The sequence below is a fragment of the Nocardia carnea NBRC 14403 genome (assembly GCF_000308515.1).
GTDB classification, from domain to species: Bacteria; Actinomycetota; Actinomycetes; order Mycobacteriales; family Mycobacteriaceae; genus Nocardia; species Nocardia carnea.
The window spans coordinates 1-22,061 of the sequence record NZ_BAFV01000106.1; the positions used below are offsets into that span (position 1 = coordinate 1).

Consider the following 22,061-nt stretch of genomic DNA (forward strand, 5'->3'; position numbering starts at 1 on the left):
TGGCGGCCGAGCCGCTGGTCGCGATCGTGAACGAGGTCCTGCGCCGTAAGGATCACATCACCGCCGGGCCGTTCCTCGAGTACGCCTCACCGAAGATGGTCGAAGCCGTCGAACGCGGAACCCTCGACGACGAGGGCATCATCTTCTCCGCTGCTTACGCCTACTCCGCGTCCGCCGTCAGCAACATACTGCGCCAGTTGCTGGATGGCGGATCGCAGCGGATTCCGCGGATGATGGAGAACGTCCTGGCCGGCTCCCCGGAACTGCAGGAGGCCGCGGTCTCGGTGATGTCGCGCGCCGAAGCGGATGTGGTCTACCGGATCGGGGACATCCTGTTGTCCCTGGCGAGTCCGGAAGCGCTGGGCAAACTCGCGGCGCACACCATCCAGCGGGGCGCGGCGCCCGAACTGATGACCTTCGTCTCCAAGTTCAGTCAGCCCGGGCTGCAGCGGATGGCGATGAACCCGATTTTCGCCAATACTGCCGCGCTCATCGCCATCGTCGAATCGTTGATCGTCGCATTCAAGCCCGGCCCGTGGAAGGGGCTGCTGTTGCTGGCCGAACGAAGCCATCCCGATGTGCAACGGTATGTCGCCGGGCTGGTCGCGCGGATGCCGGTGGCGCAGATCTCCGAACTGCCCTCGGTGGCCAACGCCGACGATCTGTGGCCCGAACTGCTGCGTTTGCTGGCCGTTGCCGAGGAGCCTGCGCAGCGGCGAATCGGTGTGGTGTGGGCGCAGCTGCCGGCGGAGCGGCGCGCCGGTCTGCACCGGCGGATCGCGGAACTCGAGCTGGACGGCCGGCTGGCCGGGATCGTCGAAGAGGTCCCCAACGTCTCGGTGGAGGAGGTGTTCTACCAGCGCCGGCGGCGCATCCGGCGGCGTGGCGCGGCCTCCGACAGCTGGAGCGTGGCCTGATCGGTGGGCCGTATCCGCCACGGATTTCCGCCTGGAATCGGCGCGTCTACGGCGAATGCGGCCCATGAATCATCGAACTTCAGTACCGTCGAATAGTTCTCTTGATCTTAGCTCTGGATTTGCTGGCCCCGCCGGATCGGCGGCGGATCGAGAAAAGAGGTCGGTACGAGATGAGCAATGGATATTTCCACCGTCGGATACGCCGGATCGCAGCATTCACCGGGGTCGCGGCGGCGGTGCTGGCGCCGGCGGCGCCCGCCTTCGCCGAGCCGCTGTGGCCCAACGGGCCCAATGTCCCCGGAGTGCCGGCGATCATCCCGGTCGAAGCCCCGTGCTCACCCGCGGCGCGGGCCTGCCTGCGGCTGTCGACGAACGAAGTCTGGTTGATGGACAACGGCAGGGTGGTCTACGGGCCGACGCCGATGTCGCACGGAATGGACGGCTACGAGACCCCGCCCGGTGTATTCGACGTGGACTTCAAACGCCCCTACCACTGGAGCACCATGCATCACGCCCCGATGCACTACGCGGTGTTCTTCAACGGCGATATCGCCTTCCATATCGGGCCGACGGAAGCCGAGTCGCACGGCTGTATCCGGTTGACCGAGCCGGGCGCGATCGCGGTCTACCACTATCTGAACCCGGGTGATGTGGTCGAAGTGGTCCGCTGACCGAATGGCGGACGCCGGCCGGGCCGGCAGTGTCCGACCCGGTCATCGATGTGCTCCTACGATTTCGTACGCTTGCCTGATGTGGATCATCGTGGCTGTATCAGTCGTCAGTTGCCTGCTCATCGCCGTCGGTTTCGCGCTCGGCCTGCCGGACTGACACCGATTCGGCCGGCTCGAAACACTACCGGTTCGCCACGGGCGGACCGGTAGCTGTCGTTGCGGCGTCGAATGCCGTGGTCAGTCCCGGCCGGACGTTTCTTCGCTCCCGGCTTCGGGTGCGGGCCGGTCGGCGGCCACCGGGCGTAGCCGAGCCCAGGTCAAGAAGGCGACGGCCACGACGAGCATGCCCAGGCCCGCCCACAGGTTCACATTGATACCGCCGGTTTTGGCTTCTTCGGCGGCGGTGTCGTGGACCAGACCGGTAACCACCAGGACGATCCCATAGAGGCCGAGCAGGCCGCCGACGATGGTGCGGATATCGAAGAGCACGGTCGTAGTCCTATCCGGTCACGATATTGAGGATGATCACGAGCACCAGCGCGATACCCGCCAGCAGTACCGGCCGCTGATACCAGGGCAGGGTGGCGGCTTCGGGATCGGTGCGCATCTCGCGCGGTGTCTCCGAGTACACCAGCCCCACGAGTTCGGCGGCGGGTTTCGGTGCGGTCACCATGGTGACGGCCACACTGATCACGATATCCACCACGAACGCGGCGCCGGCCGCGACGAAGCTGACGCCCTGGCCCGATAACGAGAACACGCCTGTCTCGTTCAGTACGAAGATGGTGACCGCGATCGCGGTACCGGCTACCAGACCAGTCCAGCCGGCGGTCGGGGTCATCCGTTTCCAGAACATACCGAGGATGAAGGTCGCGAACAGGGGCGCGTTGAAGAAACTGAACAGGGTCTGCAGGTAGTCCATGATGTTGCTGAACCCGCCCGCGATGAACGCGGTGAAGATCGCCGCGACGGTGGCGCCCACGGTCGCCAGCCGGCCGACCGTCAGATAGTACTTATCGGACCGATCCTTGACCACGTACTGCTGCCACAGGTCGATACTGAACACGGTGTTGAAGGCCGACACATTGGCCGCCATCCCGGCCATGAACGCCGCCAGCAGACCGGCCAGCCCCACACCGAGCAGGCCGTTGGGCAGCACTTCTTTCATCAAGTACAGCAGCGCCTGGTTGTAGGTGACCTCGCTGTCGACATCCGGGTTCGCGGTGACGGCCTGCTTGTACTCGGCCATCTGCGGTACCAGCACGGCGCTGATCATGCCCGGAATGATCACGATCAGCGGGATCAGGATCTTCGGGTAGGCGCCGATGATCGGGGTGCGGCGGGCGGCGGCGATGGAATGTGTTGCCAGCGCGCGCTGCACCTCGACGAAGTTGGTGGTCCAGTAGCCGAAGGAGAGCACGAAACCCAGGCCGAAGACGATGCCGAGGATGGACAGGAAATCGTTGGCGAAACCGGACAGGGCGTTACCGGGCCAGGAATCAAGCTGTTCGGGGCCGCCGGGGGATGTGGCCACCTTGTCCTGCAACCCGGACCAGCCGCCCACCCGGTGCAGGCCGATCAGGGTGAGCGGCAACAGGGCGGCCACGATGACGAAGAACTGCAGTACCTCGTTGTAGATTGCCGCCGACAGTCCGCCGAGGGTGATGTAGGACAGCACGATCACCGCCGCCGCGATCACCGCCACCCACAACGGCCAGCCCAGTAGCACATTGAGGATGGTGCCGAGCAGATACAGATTGACGCCGGCGATGAGTACCTGGGCGATCGCGAAACTGAGCGCGTTCACCAGATGTGCGCCGGTGCCGAAGCGACGGCGCATGAACTCCGGCACACTGCGCACCTTCGAGCCGTAGTAGAACGGCATCATCACCACGCCCAGGAAGAGCATGGCCGGTACCGCGCCGATCCAGAAGTAGTGGAAGGCGGGGAAACCGTATTCGGCCCCGTTGGCCGACATACCCATGATCTCGACGGCACCCAGATTGGCCGAGATGAACGCCAGGCCCGTCACCCAGGCGGGCAGTGACCGCCCGGACAGGAAGAAGTCCATACTCGACGAGATACGTTTTCGGGCCAGTAGGCCGATACCCAGGACGAAAACGAAATAGAGCGCGACTATCGCGTAGTCGACGGCTTGGGCGTCGAGTCGCAGCACCTCACCTTCCGCGAAAGTGGAGACGACTTCCTGGGAACCTTCGAACTGCGGCATACGACGTTCTCCTCGAAGCGGCCACGGGCAACCGCGTGCGGTTCACCGCATCGGCACCACCGATGGCCGGCCGCACTACCAGATCGGCTCTGGTGCATAAAACGTACCGCGCGTGCCGGTGGCGCGGGCTGTGTTGATCAAAGCCGGGCGTGTCAGTCGCGGGCCGTACTCCGGGGCCCCGGCTCGACCTCCGCTGATATGCACAAATGCGTACGCGTGCGTGCGGACACAGCCTCTCGTGCGCTGTGCCGCAGATTGCTACCATTGACGACGGCGCATCCAAACATGTTGTGCACCAGGGGATTAGACCGTCCCCCGGTGCCGGTGTGGTGTGCGTGGGTTTCGTGGTCACCGAAGTAGGGGTTGCCGTGATTGTACGCGTGCAGAGTGCCGAATTGTCCAGCGTGCAGCGCTTCGTGCTCCGGCTGATCGGTGACTGGGGTGCGGGTTCCGAGCGTATCGGCGGTATCGCCCTGCTCGATTGTCCACTGCCGCGGTCGCGTCGCCGCTCCACCACGACGGCCGACCTGCTGATCTGGACCCCGTCCGGTTGCACGCTGGTGCTACTGGCGGATTTCCGGTCGGTCCAGCACGGCGTACTGGACACACCGTCGGCCGGCCGATGGCAGGTCGGTGAGCGGGCCGCGGATCTGCGCACAGGAGCCGGGGCCGTCAATCCGTTGCAACGGGCCCGGCGGCAAAGAGCCGAGCTGGCAGCGATATTCCGCCGGGCCGGTGTGCCCGAGCAGATCGATGTGCTCGTGGTCCTGATCCCGAAAACCGGGTCACGCATGACCTGGGCCCCGCCGCCGCAGGAGCCGGGCGAAGAGACGATCATGGCCCGCATCGGCCGATCGACGGGATTCACCGAGTATTTCCAGCGCTCGCCCGACCGCCCGGTGTGCCTGCGCGACACCGATATCGCCCAGGCGTTCGCGGCGCTCGGAGTACCGCTGTCCGCGCCGGATCCTGAGGAGATGGCGGCCGAAGGTTTCGTGATGACGGCGGCCGGCACCCTGATCGGTACGCCCACGCCGGCGGATTCGGCGGGCCGGTTGTGGAAAGCGGGGCTTCCGCTGTTCGGAGGATCCCGCCGCCGAGCGGGCCGGCCGGACACCGCGTTTCCCGGCCCGGGTGCCGGCGGAGCCTATGAGCGGGCGGAATACGCAGACGCCGTGCCCAGTTCCGGGACAGCCGGGGTCTTCGAAAAACGGGCACCTCACGACATCGCCCCGAATTATCCGGCCGATCGGGTGCCGGCTTCCGGTAGTGCGGATGCGCTGCCGGAGGCATCCGGTGGGGGTACCCGTATGGCCTCTGTTCCGCGGCAGGACCATTCGGAAGCATCCGTGGGCGAGTTCGATACGACCGGTTTCGACGGGTCGGATCCGGATACGAATGCGGATGTCGAGCGGCGCGGTTCGGAGGTGCTCGGCCGGACGAGAGCGCAGGAGAACACGGGGGACACTATCGAATCCGGTTCCGAGCGGTTGCGCCGGGCACTATCGGCGCGTCCGAGTTCGCCGGTGTCCGAGATGTTCGCACAGCGCCGCCCGACGGCGGAGACCGCCGCTGGGCAGGGGGCAGCGGGATCGACGGCAGACCCGGCGGATGAGGGTGTTACCGACCCCCAGTCGGGGAAGGGGCCGCGGAAAGCAGACCCCCGGCGTGATGCAGCGACGACGGTGCAGCAGTCGGTGCCGGGCGCGACGCCCCTGTGGTCTTCCGACGCAACGGGTATGCCCACGGACCCGGCGCCCATCGGTCGGGCTCCTGCGGATCAGGTTCCCGTCGATCAGGCCCCTCCGGATCAGGTTCCCGTCGATCAGGACCCCGCGGATCATGCCCCCGAGGAGCAAGGTTCTCGGGGGCGGTCGGCGGAGCGGCTTGCGGATCGGACGCCGCGATCCCCGGCAGCCGATATTCGGTCCGGACGGGAGACAGGCGCGGTGCGGATGCGTGGCCTGCGCAACCGGCTTCGAACCAATGGGGAAACAGGCCCTGCGGGGGTTACGGACGGCGGTCCGGTGGAAGATACGCCCGGCTCCAGCCCGGCTGTTGTCGGTGGTGTCACCGCGTCGCCGCGAGAAGTAGATCCGCCGGCTTCGGCCGAGGAAGCTCGGGGCGCGGCCGGTCCGGCGATTCCGGCCGGCAGTCCGGTCGAACGGTGTGGGTCCCGGTCTGCTGAGCGCGGACCGGGGAAGTCCGTACGAATTCCGGTAGGTGTCCGACGCGGAATCGTTGCCCTGCGGCGGACGTCGGCCCGTGCGCGGGACCGGGCCTCGGTCGTGCGTTCGGCAGGCAGTCCACGGGGGCGGGAACATGCGCGTTCGGCAGGCGGCCTGCGTATGCCGGATCCCGCGCTGTCGGCGGCCGGTCCGCAGGCGGCGGAAGACATAAGACCGGCGGACGTGGCAGGGCAGCCGGGGAAGAGTACGGGCGCCGGTGGGCGTGGTGCGCGGTATGCGGCTGCGGTGGGGGCTGCAGGCGTGGCGCTGGCGGTCGTGGCCGGCACCGTGTTCGCGGCATCCGGGTTCGCCCGGTTCGAGGTGGCGGAATACGGGGCCCTGTGCCAGGGCGGCGGCGGTACGACGGTCGCCGCGCCGTATGCGGTGACCGGGCCCAGCCCCGTGCATCTGGCCGGGGAGCTGTCCGAGATCACCACGTTCGGGCCGTCCGCGGTGTGGCATCCCGTCGACGCGCGGTCGGTGCAGCTGGTGGCCTGCGTATCGGAGGGGCGGCTCGGGGAGCTCGTACGGACCTGTCAGTATCCACCCGCGCCAGGCCACCCGGTGGGGCGGACACTGAACCTGTTCGCGATGGCGTACCGGCTCGATCTGTACGAGGCCAGGACCGGGAACCGGCTGGCGGCGATCGACCTCACCGGTGAACAGTTCGCATCCGATCCGGCTTCGGCGGAACCGGATAGATGCCGGGCGGCCGCCGGAGCGCCGGAGGACGGGCTGCCGGGCCGGCGGCACAGCCGGTTGTCGCATCAGCAGATCCAGCGTGCGCTCGCCCCGTTCGTGACTCCGGCGGCTCCCCATATCCAGGCGGCTCGCTGATCGGTCGACGGCCGACAGCCCGCCGACCGGTGGGCGCTCGGCTTCAGGAGGTTTCGGGGCGATCGAGAACTTCGCGCAGGACGGCGGCGAACGACTCGGGCTCGCCCGTCATCCCGAATTCGCCGCCGGCGAAGCCCGCGTGCCCACCCGGGAAGACGACGGCTTCACTGTCGAGGGCGGCGGCGAAGGCGATGGCGGCACGGGCGCACAATTCGCCGGCGGAAGCACGGCCCGTACCGAGCACGATGCGGGTGGGTGCGGCGGCGAGTGCCGCGGGATCGTGTTCGTGGCCGCAGCAGGACAGCAGATGCGGGCCGACCATCGGGTCGTCGCGGGAGCCGTCGTCGGCGGCGGGGAGACCGAACTGGGCGGGGTCGGGAGCGGGCCGGTCGGTGTAGTCGGCGGGGAGCGTACCGCGGTGCGAGATCAGGGTGATGAATTTCGCCATGGCGGGGCCGAGCCCGGCCCGCTGATAGGTGGCGGTGATATCGGTGGAGACGGCGAGTATCCGGTCGCGGTCGGGCAGGAACTGGACTGTCGGCGGTTCGTGGGCGACCAGGGTGCGCACCAGTTCGCCGTGCCGGGCCACCAGCGTGAGCGCGTTGACCGCGCCGCCGCTGCTGCCCAGGATATCCACCGGTCCGGTCGCGAGCGCTTCGATGATGCGGCGGATATCGTCCGCGTGTTCCTCGGGTGTACCGGAGGTGGTGCCGTCGTCGCGGGTACTGCGGCCGATACCGCGCGGGTCGTAGGTCACCACGGGCCGGTCGGTGAAGTATTCCGCCAGGGTGCCGAAACCGGTCGCCTCCATCGGGGAGCCCACCATCAGTAGCGGGATGAGCTCACGTCCGTGCAGGTCACCGCGGATATCGTAGGTGAGGGTCGCGCCGGAGGCGGCCAGCGTGCGGGTTTCGATATCGGTCATCGCAGTCCTTCGGGAGTCGGGGCATATATGAAGACGGTGCGGGCCCTGCGAATTGATCGGCGGGTTCCGCATCGCCGGCGACCGCATGCGGTTCGGTGCCGAGGCGGTCGACCGGTTCCGGCCACGGCCGTCCCCGCCATACGGTGGAAACCGGCGGCACCGTCGGCCATATCGGCAACAGCAGCCGGAGCACCACCAGCACGTGCCGGGTGGGTCGGTTCGCGCGGGCGGCAACTACCGTTTGCGGCCGATCGGAATCGCCGGCCGGCAGCGTCGGCTCCTGCTGTGCGCGGCCGTCGGAGCTGCAGCCGGCGCCGAGGCGGTGCGCATTCCGGCCGCGGCGCCCGGGTGTGCCGACCGCCGCCCGAGTGCTGCCCAGCGCCGCCCGCGAGGCGATAACCGACGGAGCACCGGCTGTTGCCCGGCCGCATCCGTGAAAAGCCGATTGATGCGTACCGGTGCGCCCGCGTCGTCCTTGTGCGGTTTAGGGCGAGCCGGGCGATCGTTGAGTACTACGCTCGGACATGCCGTCCACCCGCCGCGCCGTGACCGGTACGGCCGACCTCAGGAGATGCACCACTGTGGCTACTGGTTCGATTCTCATCACCGGCGCCAGTTCTGGTCTGGGCGCCGAGATGGCGCGCCAGTTCGCCGCGCTCGGCTACGACCTGGCCCTGTGTGCCCGCCGGACCGAACGACTCGACGAACTCGCCGCCGAGATCGCGGGTGCGTATCCGGCGGTGCGGGTCCGGACGGCGGCCCTGGATGTCACCGATTTCGATGCCGTGCCGCGAGTGTTCGACGAGTTCGCCGCCGAGTTCGGCCGCCTGGACCGGGTGATCGTCAACGCCGGACTCGGAAAAGGTGTGCCCTTCGGGAAGGGCGGTGACCGGCCCAACCGGCAGACCGCGATCACCAACTTCCTCGGTGCCATGGCGCAGATGGAAGCCGCCATGAAGATTTTCCGGGCGCAGAGCGGCGGTCATCTCGTGGTGATCTCCTCGATTTCCGCGTTGCGCGGGATGCCCAAGACGATGACCAGTTACGCGGCGAGTAAGGCCGGGGTGGCAGCGATGGCCGAAGGTATTGCCGCCGAAGGGGTTCCGGGTGTGGATGTCTCCATCATCTTCCCGGGGTATATCGCTTCGGAGATGAACGAGAAGGCCGCCCATCCGCCGAAATTCCTGGTCGATACCCGGACCGGTGTGCGTTCGATGGTGTCGGCGATCGAGAAGCGCCGGTTCAAGGCCTACACCCCGGCGTGGCCGTGGGTTCCGTTCGGTTACGCCATGAAGGTGCTCCCGCTGCCGATCGTGCGCCGGATCGCCGGTATCTGAACGGCAACGGCAGGCCGTGCGCCCTCGCGGGCCGTGCTGTTCCGCCCGCGGCTGTACAGCGTCGAACCGCTGAACAGTTCAGGATGTCCGGGGATCTCGCGCGTGCGGCCCGCGAAAAGTTCGCGAACGTGCGGTTCGATCTCGCGCGATGCGCAGACATCGGGCGGTACTCCGCTTCCGCGAGTTCGGCGCCATCGATACCACGAGTTCGCCGTCATCGATTCGGCGAATCGATATCGTGGCGGTCCTGGGCGCCGGAGCGGCACCGATGCGGCCACCGGACCCTGGGGACCCGATGCCGCCGGAGCGGGCTAATTCGATTCGCCGTCGCCCTCGATACCGTCGACGGCGGCCGACAGTTCGGCGAGCGCCTGGACGATTTCGATCAGCCGTTCCTCGCCCACCTGTTTCGCGAGGCGGGCGGCGAACTCGGTGTGACGCGGGCCGATACGGTCGATCGCCGCCTGCCCTTCCGCGGTGACGGCCACGAGTTTCGCGCGCCGGTGTGCCGGATTGGCCCGGTATTCCGCGAGGCCACGGGCCACCAGAAGGTCCGCGATCCGCTGTACGCTCTGGCGGGTCACGCCCATGGTGCGGGCGATACCGGCCACCGGTAGCGGTTCGTGCAGGACCGCGCCGAGAACCTGCCACCATGCGGCGGTGAGCCCGGCGGGCTCGGCCAGCTTTTCGGCGAGGGCGAGGAACTGGCCGTTGAGCCGGAACGAGGTGATGGCGGCGGTGCTGAACAACTGCTGTTCGGAGTTCTCCATTGCGGCCGCCGGGTTCAGACCGCGGCCTGCCGGGCCTCGTATTCCGCCAGCACTGCGTAGCCGGCCGGGTCGCCCTGGCCGAACAGCCGGTACCAGCCGTCGAGTACGGCGGGTTCGTAGATGTCCAGGGCGGCGAGTACTTCGCGGGCGAATTCGAACGGTGCGGTCGAGTTGGCGGTGATGACGCCGCGGTCGGTGACGGCCGGTTCATCGGTGTAATGGCCGCCGCCGGAATAGCCGCTGGCGGCGAGGTATTCGGCGACGTTGCTGGTGTGTGCGCGGTCGTCGAGCAACCCGGCCGCGGCGAGTCCGAACGTCGCGCCGCAGATCGCCGCGACCGGTACCCCGGCGGCGGCGAACTCGCGGGCTTTGTCCGCGAAGGCGCCCAGATCGCCGCTGTCCCAGCCGTCGGCGCCGGGCAGGATGAGCATGGCGCTGTCGGTGGGGGGCAGATCGGCCAGGGCGAGGTCGGGCAGGATGCGCATTCCGCCCATCGTGGTGACCGGTTCGGTGCCGGCACCGACCGTGCGGATGCGGTACCGGCCGGGTTCGCGGTGCCAGTTGCCGTTGTTGATATGCGCGGTGGCCGCACCGACCTCCCAGTCCGCGAGGGTGTCGTACACGGCCAGGTGAACGATCTTCGGAGTCATGACAGTATTCTGTCAATGTGACAGCTTGTTGTCAACAGGTTAGAAGCCTGGTGCTCCGCCGATCACCGTGTCCTTTTCCAAGGCTGCGATCTCCTGTGCCGAGTACCCGAGCCCGCGCAGTACCGCGTCGTTGTCCTGTCCCAGCAACGGAGCATGCGCGCGGTGATAGCGCGCAGGGCCGGCGGAGAAGCGGGCCGGGACCGTGCTGTGGCGCGCGACCGGATTGACCGGATGGGGGACCGGTTCGAAAAAGTTCCGGTGGTCGAGCTGGGGAATTTCGGTCTGCCGGTGCGGTTGCCGGACCTCGGCGACCGGAACACCCGCCGCCCAGAGCACGTCGACGATCTCGCCGGCCGAGCGACCGGCGCACCAGGCGGACAGCTGCTCGTCGATTTCGTCGTGATGGGCCCGGCGGCCCGCGGCCGTACGAAGATGAGGTGCCGATGCCCACGCGGGCTCACCCAGTGCCGCAGTGAGCGCCACCCACTGCTCGTCGGTCGCGACGGCCAGGGCGATCCAGTTGTCGGGGCGGCCGAATTCGTCGACCCCGGCGGCGCGGTACAGATTCTGCGGTGCCGCGTGCGGCCCCCGGTTGCCGTCGCGTTCCAGAAGTGTGCCGTAGGCGGAGTACTCGATGACCTGTTCGGCGGTGATGTTCAGGGCCGCGTCCACCATGGCCGCCTCCACGAGCATGCCCGTGCCCGTATGCCTGCGACGTTCCAGGGCGAGCAACAAACCGACCAGCGCATGTATGCCCGCATTCGGATCGCCGAGGCTGTAGGGCTCGACGGGGTTCTGATCGGGATAACCGGTGCGCCAGGTCAGCCCGGCGGCATCCTCGATCACGTAGGCGAAGGCCGGATTGTCCCGCCACGGCCCGTCGAGCCCGAAACCCGGCATGCGGACCATGATCGCGTCGGGTCGCAGGGTGCGGACGGTGTCGTAATCGAGGCCGATCTGCTCGATCACCCGCGGGGTGTAGTTCTCCACGAGCACATCGCAGGAGGCGACGAGGCGGCGCAAGATCTCGCGGCCGGCGTCGGTGCGGAAATCGACGGTGATTCCGCGCTTGTTCGTATTGAGCCCGGAGAAGATCCCGGATTTCTCCCACCACCGGTCCTCGTCGACCGGGACACCGGCGATGAGGCGGGTGCCGTCGGGACGCTGAGCCGATTCCACATGGATCACGTCGGCGCCCTGCAGTGCCAGGTAGTGGGTGCAGGACGGGCCGGCCCAGAAGGTGGTCATATCGAGTACGCGCAGACCCGCGAACGGGAGCGGGTGCGCTTCGCCGGTGGGCGATCGGCGGGAAGCGGAGTCCGCACTATGCCCGCGGGCAGTATCTGCCGTCTGTCGATAGTGGTCCGTGTGCTCGCCGAGAGTGGGTGCCGGTTCGGGAGGCCGCAGTAGTGCGGGGTCGGTTCGGAACGGGGGGCCCGGTTGCACGAATCCGGAGCGGGGGTTCACGGTGAAGAACTCCCGGGCCCGGTGCTGATCGATCTCGGTGACGCCGGCGCCGTTGGCCACCGGGCTGTTGGGGATCCGGAAAGCAGTGGCCAGTTCCCGTATCTCGTCCACCGTATGCTCGGCGAACCAGGCGGCGATCTCGCCGGCCTTTTCGTTGGTGCGTTCGGTGATCGCGGGGGTGGGGTCCTCGTCGATCCATTCCGGATGCCCGACCATGACGCACAGATCGAACCACTGTTGCGCGGTACCGCAACCGACCGCGATGAGTCCGTCGGCAGCCGTGGCGACGCCCGGCCGGCTAAGCCGCCGCTGGGTGCGGAACGGCCGGTTCACGGTGTCGTAGAAGGAAACCGGGTAGTACGACAAGCCCAGGATCTGGGTTTCCAGCATCGACAGATCGACGAGTTCGCCGGTTCCGGTGCGCAGGGCGCGGTGCCGGGCGGTCAGGGTCGCGGCCGCCGCATGGACACCGGCGAACCATTCGCCCACCTCACCGCCGATATGGATCGGTGCACGCTCGGGTGCGCCGCGCCCCAGCCCGACGATACCTCCCGACCAGGCCTGCAGGGTGAACTCGGTGGCCGCCCGCCCGGCCCACGGGCCGTCGAGACCGAACGGGGTGATCGCGGTGACCACGAGATGGGGGTGGCGTTCGCGCAGTGCCGCCGGTGCGAAGCGTGGATCGTCGCCGGGATCACCGCCGGGCGACCAAACGACGGCGCCGGCGTCGGCGAGCAGTGCGTCGAGCATTTCGCGGTCCTGCGCGCGGGACGGATCGACGACGACGCTGTGCCCGCCCCCGGCGAGGAACTGGAACAGCGCGCCGTCGACGCCAGGCTCCGGCATCGCGTCCGAGGATGTCCGGCGGCGCAGGGTGACTCCCTGTGCCGGCTCCGCGAAGACGATCCGGGCACCGGCGTCGGCGAGCAGCTTCGTGCAGTAGAAGCCGGCGATACCACCGGCCAGTGTGACGACGGTGTATCCGGCGAGCACCCCGTTCCCGGCACCACCGTCGCCGGGTGCCACATCCGGCGACGCCACCGTGTGATTTCTGCCGTCCTCTGTCCGGGTGCGCGAGCCGCTCTCCGGTGGCTCGGCGGTGGGCTCCTGATGCATCTGGGCTCGCTTCCCGCTGGGCGGTAGGGCGTGTAGCCCTCCGCAGGATGTCGATCACCCCGCCGGTCGGGGCGATAGGGGGCCGGTGCTCGGGCACTCGATGGATGCGCATGGCGGTAGCCGGGCAGTGACTCGCTACCGGTGCGCGAGTTCGCCGGTCCCGTGGTCTCGTCGAGTGGGCCGACGAAGACCGGCCGGCGGCAGGTGTGGCCGACCGGACCCCACGGTCTCGTCCGAGCGCGGATCGCCCACTATTCGGCTTTCCGCCGGCCCGACCTGCTGAGCCGGAACTCCGGTGGGAAGCGGCTGTCGTTGTCCTTGACCGAGTTGTTCAGACCGTCGTCGAAGGCGTTGTCCAGCATCAGATCGTTGTCGTCGGCGTGGATATGGCCGCCCATCGATTCGAAGAAACCGCTGAGCAGGCTGCCCATGTATTCGCCCTGCTGCTGTTTCATGATCTCGAAGAACACCTTCTGCATGAACACCGTGTCCGTGGGCCGGTTACGGGCACAGGCCAGGGCGTATTTCGCGGTTTCGGCTTCGAGTTCCGCGCGCGGGACCACGCTGTTGAGGAAGTTGCAGTCGTCCATTTCCGCTGCGGAGAACGGGCGGCCGGTGAACACCATCTCCTGGAATTTGCGCAGACCCATGGTCTGCGCCCATGTCCACATCCGCGGACCCCACCCGTAGTACCGGAACGAGGGGTGCCCGAAGAGCGCGTCGTCGGCGGAGATCACCAGGTCGGCGTCGGCGGCCTGATAGAAGTGCCAGCCGTAGCAATAGCCCTTCACCTCGACAATGCTGATCTTCTTGAACTCCTGCAGACTCCGGCAGCCGGCCTGGGCGTTGGCGTACCACTGGCTGATATTGGCGCCGTGCCGGAAGGATTCCTTGGGTGGGTACCGCACCTCGTCGGGGCCGATCTTGTATTCACTGAGCCGCGGGCCCTGGTCGGGGTCGTTCTGGACGGCCATGAATTCGCCCAGATCGGCGCCCGACCCGAAATCGTCTCCGGCGCCGCGGATCACCAGGACTTTGACCTCGTCGTCGATACTGGCCCGGTGGATGAGGTCGCCGTAGCGTAGGCGCGCCGCCATGGTGGGGGCGTTCAGTTGATCGGGGCGGTCGAAGGTGATGGTCGCGATCCGGGTCGCGGGATCCTTCGAGTACCGGATGATCTCCTCGGCGCTGGGCTGGCCCGGTTTCTGCCCGGCATCCGCCGCGCCCGAGTCCGCTTCGTTCCTGCCGGCGTTGTTCCCGGCCTCGTCCTTGGGCATTTCCGCGGTTCCTTCGCTTCCGGTCTGCGAACCCGCGACCGGCTTCCGGGTGGTCATTGCTGCCCCCAGTGCGGACTCGAGGTGAGCACCTGCGGTCCGTCGTCACCGATGAGCACGGCGTCGCGGCCGAATACCGCGCCCACACCCTCGGCCCAGACGTAGCCGGTGACGGCCAGGACCATCCCGGGCTCGAGCTGTTCCGCGTCGGCGGTTGCGCGCAGTGCGGGTGCCACGACCGGTGGGTCGAATCCCATACCGAGCCCGCGGGCCACCGGCATGGCGGGCAGGGGTTCACCCGCCTCGAGGTAGGCATCGAGCAGCCCGGAGGCGGGCAGCCCGGGCCTGCATGCCTGTAGCAATGTGTCCCACAATCGGTTCCAGCGGCCGTACAGCTTTTCGACGGCCGGGGTCACCGGGCCGACCGGCCAGGTTCGCCCGACCTCCCCGATATAGCCGTCGCCGAGCACACCGGAGGAGAAGGCGACCAGATCGCCCTCCTGGACCCGCCGGTCCGCACTCGCCCGCCGCCAGGGATGGTCGCGGGCGGTCACCCACGCCGCATCCTGGGTGGCGGGTGTGCTCACACCACCGGCCGCGCAGGCCTCGAGCATGACGCCCGCGAGCCCCTGTTCGGTGACCCCGGGCGAGAGTTGTGCCAGTGCCGCGGACAGCCCCTGTTCGGCGACCCGCAGTCCGGCGCGCATCGTCTCGATCTCGGCATCGAGCTTGATCCGCCGGGCCGCCCGGAACGCGAGTTCGCCGTCGACGATCTCGGCATTCGGGAACGCCATGGGCAGCAACTGGGCGAATGCCGGCGACAAAGCGTCGGTGCCCACCCGGCGGGCCGTGGCGGCGCCCTCGACATCGCGCAGGACCGCCATGAGATTGCGCGGATCCCACATTGTTTCGTACAGGTTCGCGTGCGGGATGTCCTCGGGTATCCCCTCGTCCCAGGTGCTGTGCAGATGGACCGCACCGGTCTGCCGCATCAACAGGGCCACCGGGCCGAACGGCCGGGTCCCGGCGACCCACAATTGGGGTGCCCCGGACAGGTAGCGGGCATTGGCCTGCCGTCCGGCGATCAGTACATCGAGGTCGTGGGCATGCATCTGTGCCAGCACACGCTCGCGGCGCCCAGCCCGCAGCGCGCGATCGTCCGGCAGGATTTCAGTCGCCATAGGGGGCATAGGTGTAGTCGGTGAGAGGCATCCAGCCTCCGTCGGTTACCACCACGATCTCCTCACTGCGATAGCCGCCGGTGCCGTCCTCCCACACCACGGGTTCCAGGACCAGCACCATGCCGGGTCGGAGCACGAAATTGTCGTCGAATTCGGCGCCGAGATCGGTGCCGATCATCGGCATCTCGGCGGCGCTCACGCCGATTCCGTGCGAAATATAGAAATGCGGCAGCCAGGGGCGTTGCCCACCGGCTGCTTCGGTCGCCGCCCGGGCGAGCTGCCCGGCGGTGGCGCCGGGGCGGATCTGCGCGAGCACCGCTTCCAGGATGTGGCGCCACTGCCGGTACTGCGCCTGCTGGCGCGGTGCCGGGTCCTGCCCGACGATCCAGGTGCGGCCGAAATCCGAACAGTAGCCGTTGTAGGTGATGCTGACATCGGTCCACAGCACATCGCCGGCCTTCAGCTCACGTTCGGTGGTGAGCAGGGGCAGGGCGAGATCCCCGTGGGTCGTCCACACCCCGTCGGCTTTACTGTCCGGCATGACCTGCCAGATGGCGTCGAGCATGGTGGCGGTGGCCCCGAGTTCGAACGCGCGCCGCACGAAGCCCGCGGACAGGTCGATCTGGCGGACCCCCGGCGCCAGCGACGCCTGGACATCGACGATGGCTTCCTCGGTGATCCGGCAGGCCTTGCGGATACAGGACAGTTCGTCGGGTGTTTTGATCAGTTTGGCGGGCCCGATCACCGTGGCGGCATCCACGGGTACGACGCCGGGGAAGAGCCGGTCGCGGGCACGCAGCATGGCGCCGGTGAACTCGTCCACCGCAAAGGTGGCGCCCGGCCCTACGAGTTCGGCCAGCTTCCGGCCGAAATCCGCTACGCCCTCGTCGAATTCGAGATACACCGGCGGATGCAGATGGTCTTCGGGCAGTTCGGATTCCGCAGCCGCGCCCGCCCGGAACGGCAGGAACAGATGTGGCCATTCGTCGTCGGCCGTTACCACTGCGACCGGTCGTTCGACATGGGCCAGACCCGCATCGCCGAGCGGCCAGTTCGCTCCGGTCGCGTACACGACATTGTTGTTCAGCAGCAGGATTGCCGCGTCGACGCCGCGTTCGGCCATGGCCGAACGCAGGCGGGCCCCGGTCTCCCGGCGCATCCGCGCACGGTCCGGGAGGTCGGGGATCTCGATCGCCGCGGTCGTCGCGGCGGGAAATGCACTCATCGAATACGGTCCTTCTCGGCGTCGCGCGGGCCTAGACGCCCAGGAATTCCTTGATATTTCCGCTCACGATGCGCGCGGCCGCCTCGGGACCGACAGCCTCGACGACCGAGGCCAGGGATTTCTCCGAGTAGCCGAAGGTGCTCTCGTTGTGCGGGTAGTCCGAGGACCACATCACCCGGTCCACGCCGATCTGGTCGATGATGGCCAGGCCCAGCGGGTCGACCATGAACGAGGCCCGCATATGGTTGTCCCAGTAGTGGCGGACCTCGTGATCCAGCGGCCGGTTGTACATATGCCGGTAGGACGCGTGCATATGTTCGGCGTCCTGCAGTGCCGAGGCGACCCAGTTGATACCGCCCTCGAACCAGCCGATCTGCAGACCGGGATGCCGGTCGATGATCCCGCTGAAGATGTACTTGGAGAACAGTTCCCGGAACGGGGCAACATTGTGCATCATCCCGACCACCACGCTGTTCACCTCGCACGGCGCGGACAGCGGAGATTCGCCGATATGGTGCGATACGGGAATCCCGGATTCCTCGATGGCGTCCCAGACGCCGATCATCGACGTGCTGCCGTAATCGATGACAGCGCCCTCGTCGTCCTTGCCGGCCGACAGCGGCAGCAGGAAAGTTTTGAGCCCCAGCGCTTTCAGCTCGGTGAGAGTCCGGCGGGCGCCTTCGGCGTCCCACCAGTTGATCAACCCGACTCCGTACATTGCGCCGCCGGAGCGTTCCTGCACTTCGGCGATGTATTCGTTGTAGATGCGGAAACAGCGTTCACGGACGGCTTTGTCCGGGTAGAACAGCAGCGCGAGCAGGGAATTGGGAAAGGCCAGCTCCTTGTCGATCCCGTCGGCGCGCAGATCCGCGCTCCGGGCCTCGAGGTTGGTGCTGCCGGAGCCGTCGAGGGGGTCGTACTGCATCAGGACCCGGCTGAAATCGCCGGGCAGGAACGATTTTCCCTTACGCCCGATCTGGTAGGCCCCCTCCTCATACCACACCCGCGGCGCCTTGTCCCGCAGTTCTTCGGGGAAGCGCTCGTAGAAGATGTCGTCGGCGAGTGAGATGTGGTTGTCGGCGGAGAAGACCTCGGTGCCGGCGGGTAGTCCGAGGCTGCCCTCGGCCCGGCCGCGGCGGTCCTTGGGCGGGCCGAACCCCTGTGGGGGATAGAGCGGGGCGCTGCTGGGCGAAGTCGGCATCGTGACCCTCCAATGGATCGTTTGATTCGCGAATTTGCCGTCGGCGGTCGTACCCGTGGCCGTCGGCCGTCGACGCGGCGGTCATGCCGAACCGCTATGTCGCAACGTCCGCCTCGCCGGCGGAGTGGGCGGCCGGAAGTCGGGTGGCTGACCCGCCAAGCTGAAAACGACATTATCACATTAGGAGAGTGACGTTCTAAGTGTTCGGTCCGATTGGCCTGTTCCGTCCCGGATGAAGCGGGGAGAATGATATTCTCACCAGGGGTTCTGGACTGACGTCGGCGGGGCCTTCGGGGGGTCGATTCGCGTATCGCGGCGACCTCGGGCCGCAGGTGAAAGCCGGTTGCGGAAGCAACTTCTCTGTAACCCTTGTCACAGCCCGGAAACCAACCTACTGTGTGTTCACTAGGTTTGTCAGATCGGGGTTCGGACAATGACAGCTCCTCGTCCCTATGCCTCACTCCTCGCCAAGGGGGAGGACCGCAGGCAGCGAATACTCGGCGTAGCCCAGCGCCTCCTCACCCGCAACGGCTGGCGCAGCACCACGCTGGCGCAGATCGCCGGTGAGGCCGGAGTGACCTCCGCGGGGTTGCTGCATCACTTCTCCTCCAAGGAGCAGCTGCTGCATGCTGTCCTGGACGCCCGCGACGCCGAAGACCTGGAGGACGCCGATATCAGCGGTGATCTCATCGTGGAGATCCGCAAGGTCGTCACCAGGATGGAACGTTCTCCGGAGCTGGTCGGCACCTTCGTCGTCCTCCTCGTCGAGAACCTCACGCCCGAGGCGCCATTACACGATCGGATGCTCGATCGGTGGCGCACGGCCGTCGAACTCGTCAACCAGGCGATTCGGCGGGGCCAGGACAGCGGCCGGTACCGGCGCGATATCGATCCGCGGATGCGCGCGGTCGAGATCGTCGCCTTTCTGAACGGAATGGAGATCTCGTGGCTGCTCGATCGTTCGATCCCGCTGGCCGAAGTTTTCAACGGTTACACCGAGTCGCTGGCCCGCGACTTGGCGGCGAAGGAGATGTGATGAGGTACCGGCTCGATGTGGTGGCGGCAACCGTGGCCGACGCGGTCCAGTTCGCCGGCGGATGGTTGTTCGACCGTTCGGTGGCCGGGTGGGAGGTGACGGTTCTGCTCGCGCAGCCGTCCGATATCCGCCCGTTGAAAATCCTCGGCGCCGAGGTCCGCGAGCTCGACTCCGTACTGGCGACCGAGGTTCCGGGACGGCTGCCGCAGGCGCTGGCCGTGAACGCCGATGTCTGTAGTAGGGACGGCCGGGCGCGTAAAGGTGTTCTACGGGCGCTGGAAGATCGCGGGATCGAGGTCGTCGTCTGGGGTGACGGCTGGCCGGCCGGGCAGGATCACGGTGTCGACCCGGTACTGCACCGTCTGAGTTATGCGGCCCGCGCGTTCAAGGCGCAGGCTATGGTGGCGGCCGGGCTTTCGGCGGCCGCGGTGACGCCCAGCGAGATATTCCGCAGTGGCGCCACGCAATACGCGCCGGTCTGCGCGGATCTCGTTCCGGCGGTCTGACGCGCGCGGGGGTGGGCACGGATGGGATAGGTATCAGCGGGGCGGGTTCGCTCCGGTATCCATGAGATGAACGACGGCCGGCCGGGTCGGTAGGTGATGGGCTGACCCGGACAATGGTCGCGGGGGATGTGGCCGAGGCGGATTTCGGGGCCTCGCTGTGGACGGCCATCGATTTTTACGGTGTTGCCGAGGGGTTTTCCGCGGTTTTATCCGTTGTGTTCCGAGGGGGTCCGTTTGCAATTGTGCGAATTCGACGGATCGGCGTGCTCCGGGCATGGGTGTGGGCAAATTTTGAAACGTTGATCTTCACGATTCTCGGGAGCGGCGCAGGCGGGATTTCCCACCTCGGGCCCGGTTTCTCGGGGTTATCATGCCTGCTCGCAGGCTTTCCGGCCGATGGTTGCCGTAGGTGTGCCGAGTTGTGCTCGAGGTTCCCGGAAACTTGCCCGCAAGTATTGTGTTCTCGGCTATCGGATGTCATCCTATTCGAAATTGAGAATGACATTTCCACACCGAGAGATGTGACAGCAGCACCGACTGGGACGGTACAGCCATCGGAGCGAGAACGACGGCCGCAGGCCGCAATCGCACTCCGTAGCCGCAGACCGGAGCTGCCCGTCATGCCGCGGTTCACTCGCGAACCGCCCCGACTCGATGGAAGCGCGCGCCGGCGTATTCCACCGAGCGTCGATCGTTCGACAGGAGTACTTCGATGACGAATTCCTCGGCATGTCGGCACCCGCATCCGATGTCGTGAGGCCGGTATGACCATCCGAACGCCCTATCTGGTCCGGCTCAGAGACCGTTTCGAGGGCCCACTGCAGACAGTGGGCGGCCTGTTCGCCATGACCGCCGACGCGGTGCGCTTCGCGTTCCGCCGCCCGTTCCAGACCCGGGAATTCCTCGAACAGTCCTGGTTCATCGTGCGGGTCTCGCTGGTTCCCACGCTGCTGGTGGCGATTCCGTTCACCGTGCTGGTGAGTTTCACCCTGAACATCCTGCTGCGCGAACTGGGCGCCGCGGACCTCTCCGGTGCCGGCGCCGCCTTCGGCGCGGTAACCCAGGTCGGCCCGATGGTCACGGTGCTGATCGTCGCGGGATCCGGTGCCACCGCCATGTGCGCCGATCTGGGATCACGGACCATCCGCGAGGAGATCGCGGCCATGGAGGTCCTCGGGATCGACCCGGTGCAACGGCTGGTCACGCCGCGCATGCTGGCCTCCGGTCTGGTGGCGCTGCTGCTGAACAATCTGGTCTGCATCATCGGGGTGCTCGGCGGCTATGTGTTCTCGGTGTATGTGCAGGATGTGAACCCGGGCGCGTTCGTCGCCGGGATCACCCTGCTCACCGGCATCAACGAGGTGGTCATCTCGTCGGTGAAAGCCCTGCTGTTCGGCCTGGTCGCCGGGATTGTCGCCTGCTATCGCGGACTGATCGTCACCGGCGGCGCGAAATCGGTCGGTAACGCGGTCAACGAGACCGTGGTCTATGCGTTCATGTCGCTGTTCGTCATCAATGTGATGGTCACGGCGATCGGCATCCAGTTGACGACCGGATGAGGGGAGGGATTCGATGACAGCCTCCGAGGTTCTCACCACGCGCTATCCGGTGCTGATCCGCCGGCTGCGTAAACCGGTGGATGTACTCGGCCGGGTCGGCGATCACGCGATCTTCTACGTGAAAGCGCTGGCGTTCGCGCCGATGGCGGCCTGGCGCTACAAACGCGAAACGATCCGGCTGATCGCGGAGATCAGTATGGGCGCCGGGACGCTGGCGGCATTCGGCGGCACGGTGGTGATCGTCAGCTTCCTGACCCTGGCCACCGGTGGCACCCTCGCCGTCCAGGGGTACAGCTCGCTGGGCGATATCGGCATCGAGGCGCTCACCGGTTTCCTGTCCGCCTTCATCAATGTCCGGATCTCCGCGCCGGTGGTCGCGGGTATCGGCCTGGCGGCCACCTTCGGAGCCGGTGTTACCGCGCAACTGGGCGCCATGCGGATCAACGAGGAAATCGACGCGCTGGAATCCATTGCGATCGAGCCGATCGCGTACCTGGTCGGCACCCGCATCGTCGCCGGGATGATCGCGATCACCCCGCTCTACGCCATCGCGGTGATCGCCTCGTTCCTCGCCAGCCGGTTCACCACAGTGGTGATCCTGGGCCAGTCCTCGGGACTCTACGACCACTACTTCGCGACCTTCCTCAACCCGATCGACCTGCTCTGGTCGTTCCTGCAGGCAATCCTCATGGCGATCACGATCCTGTTGATCCACACGTACTTCGGGTTCTTCGCCTCCGGCGGGCCGTCGGGTGTGGGTACCGCGGTGGGGAACGCCGTACGGACCTCGCTGATCGCGGTCGTCTCGGTGACGCTGCTGGTCTCGCTGGCCGTGTACGGGTCCAACGGAAACTTCGAGCTGTCGGGGTAGGGATGGCGCTGGTGCGAAACGAAACACAACCGCGGGCCGCCGCGCCCCCACCGCCGGCGG

18 protein-coding genes are annotated in these 22,061 nt (G+C 67.2%); 8 read left to right on the top strand and 10 right to left on the bottom strand.

Going from position 1 to position 22,061, the window contains the following annotated elements; all coding sequences use genetic code 11:
• A partial coding sequence (locus ON22_RS27080) for a hypothetical protein (RefSeq protein ID WP_043740774.1) occupies positions 1 to 917 on the top strand: 917 nt, incomplete at its 5' end.
• A 170-nt stretch (positions 918 to 1,087) separates the two neighbouring features.
• On the top strand, positions 1,088 to 1,588 hold the full coding sequence (locus ON22_RS27085; RefSeq protein ID WP_051158141.1) for a L,D-transpeptidase: 501 nt from the start codon (positions 1,088 to 1,090) through the stop codon (positions 1,586 to 1,588).
• A 237-nt stretch (positions 1,589 to 1,825) separates the two neighbouring features.
• Here ON22_RS27085 and ON22_RS27090 read toward each other — a convergent pair whose 3' ends face one another.
• Both ON22_RS27090 and ON22_RS27095 read right to left on the bottom strand, forming a co-directional pair.
• Positions 1,826 to 2,077, bottom strand: a complete 252-nt coding sequence (locus tag ON22_RS27090) for a hypothetical protein (RefSeq protein ID WP_033246827.1) — start codon at positions 2,075 to 2,077, stop codon at positions 1,826 to 1,828.
• Positions 2,078 to 2,087: 10 nt separating this feature from the next.
• The gene (locus ON22_RS27095; protein ID WP_051158140.1) at positions 2,088 to 3,818 is read right to left on the bottom strand and encodes a sodium:solute symporter family protein; all 1,731 of its coding nucleotides are present in this window, start codon (positions 3,816 to 3,818) and stop codon (positions 2,088 to 2,090) included.
• Positions 3,819 to 4,063: 245 nt separating this feature from the next.
• Between ON22_RS27095 and ON22_RS27100 the strand changes: the two genes are divergently transcribed.
• Positions 4,064 to 6,883, top strand: a complete 2,820-nt coding sequence (locus ON22_RS27100) for a hypothetical protein (RefSeq protein ID WP_156052405.1) — start codon at positions 4,064 to 4,066, stop codon at positions 6,881 to 6,883.
• A gap of 43 nt (positions 6,884 to 6,926) precedes the next feature.
• Here ON22_RS27100 and ON22_RS27105 read toward each other — a convergent pair whose 3' ends face one another.
• Entirely contained in the window at positions 6,927 to 7,808 is an 882-nt protein-coding gene (locus ON22_RS27105) for an alpha/beta fold hydrolase (RefSeq protein ID WP_033246825.1), read from the bottom strand.
• Positions 7,809 to 8,389: 581 nt separating this feature from the next.
• Between ON22_RS27105 and ON22_RS27115 the strand changes: the two genes are divergently transcribed.
• Positions 8,390 to 9,145, top strand: a complete 756-nt coding sequence (locus ON22_RS27115) for an SDR family oxidoreductase (protein ID WP_033246890.1) — start codon at positions 8,390 to 8,392, stop codon at positions 9,143 to 9,145.
• A 311-nt stretch (positions 9,146 to 9,456) separates the two neighbouring features.
• Here ON22_RS27115 and ON22_RS27125 read toward each other — a convergent pair whose 3' ends face one another.
• The 7 genes from ON22_RS27125 to ON22_RS27155 all read right to left on the bottom strand — a co-directional run bounded on the left by ON22_RS27125 (position 9,457) and on the right by ON22_RS27155 (position 18,029).
• The gene (locus ON22_RS27125) at positions 9,457 to 9,915 is read right to left on the bottom strand and encodes a MarR family winged helix-turn-helix transcriptional regulator (protein WP_033246822.1); all 459 of its coding nucleotides are present in this window, start codon (positions 9,913 to 9,915) and stop codon (positions 9,457 to 9,459) included.
• A gap of 14 nt (positions 9,916 to 9,929) precedes the next feature.
• The gene (locus ON22_RS27130; RefSeq protein ID WP_033246821.1) at positions 9,930 to 10,565 is read right to left on the bottom strand and encodes a type 1 glutamine amidotransferase family protein; all 636 of its coding nucleotides are present in this window, start codon (positions 10,563 to 10,565) and stop codon (positions 9,930 to 9,932) included.
• Positions 10,566 to 10,604: 39 nt separating this feature from the next.
• Positions 10,605 to 13,073, bottom strand: coding sequence for a CaiB/BaiF CoA-transferase family protein (locus ON22_RS27135; protein ID WP_231508747.1), 2,469 nt, complete (start codon positions 13,071 to 13,073; stop codon positions 10,605 to 10,607).
• A gap of 326 nt (positions 13,074 to 13,399) precedes the next feature.
• Positions 13,400 to 14,425 carry an enoyl-CoA hydratase/isomerase family protein gene (locus ON22_RS27140; protein WP_081595875.1) on the bottom strand — a complete coding sequence of 342 codons (1,026 nt, stop codon included), beginning with the start codon at positions 14,423 to 14,425 and terminating at the stop codon, positions 13,400 to 13,402.
• Positions 14,426 to 14,478: 53 nt separating this feature from the next.
• Complete coding sequence (locus tag ON22_RS27145; RefSeq protein ID WP_033246820.1) at positions 14,479 to 15,603, bottom strand: M24 family metallopeptidase; 1,125 nt, start codon at positions 15,601 to 15,603, stop codon at positions 14,479 to 14,481.
• Complete coding sequence (locus ON22_RS27150) at positions 15,593 to 16,828, bottom strand: M24 family metallopeptidase (RefSeq protein WP_033246819.1); 1,236 nt, start codon at positions 16,826 to 16,828, stop codon at positions 15,593 to 15,595. Before ON22_RS27150 ends, ON22_RS27145 begins: the two co-directional genes overlap by 11 nt.
• A 31-nt stretch (positions 16,829 to 16,859) precedes the next feature.
• Entirely contained in the window at positions 16,860 to 18,029 is a 1,170-nt protein-coding gene (locus ON22_RS27155; RefSeq protein ID WP_033246818.1) for an amidohydrolase family protein, read from the bottom strand.
• Positions 18,030 to 18,462: 433 nt separating this feature from the next.
• Here ON22_RS27155 and ON22_RS27160 point away from each other — a divergent pair, with 433 nt between their 5' ends.
• From ON22_RS27160 to ON22_RS27175, 4 genes are all read left to right on the top strand, one after another.
• Positions 18,463 to 19,065, top strand: coding sequence for a TetR/AcrR family transcriptional regulator (locus tag ON22_RS27160; protein WP_033246817.1), 603 nt, complete (start codon positions 18,463 to 18,465; stop codon positions 19,063 to 19,065).
• Positions 19,065 to 19,571, top strand: coding sequence for a hypothetical protein (locus ON22_RS27165; RefSeq protein ID WP_033246887.1), 507 nt, complete (start codon positions 19,065 to 19,067; stop codon positions 19,569 to 19,571). The genes ON22_RS27160 and ON22_RS27165 overlap by 1 nt, the downstream gene beginning before the upstream one ends.
• A 764-nt stretch (positions 19,572 to 20,335) precedes the next feature.
• On the top strand, positions 20,336 to 21,130 hold the full coding sequence (locus ON22_RS27170) for an MlaE family ABC transporter permease (protein ID WP_033246816.1): 795 nt from the start codon (positions 20,336 to 20,338) through the stop codon (positions 21,128 to 21,130).
• A 13-nt stretch (positions 21,131 to 21,143) separates the two neighbouring features.
• Positions 21,144 to 22,001: an MlaE family ABC transporter permease gene (locus tag ON22_RS27175; protein WP_033246815.1), complete on the top strand. Its 858-nt coding sequence runs from the start codon at positions 21,144 to 21,146 to the stop codon at positions 21,999 to 22,001.
• Positions 22,002 to 22,061 lie beyond the last annotated feature (60 nt).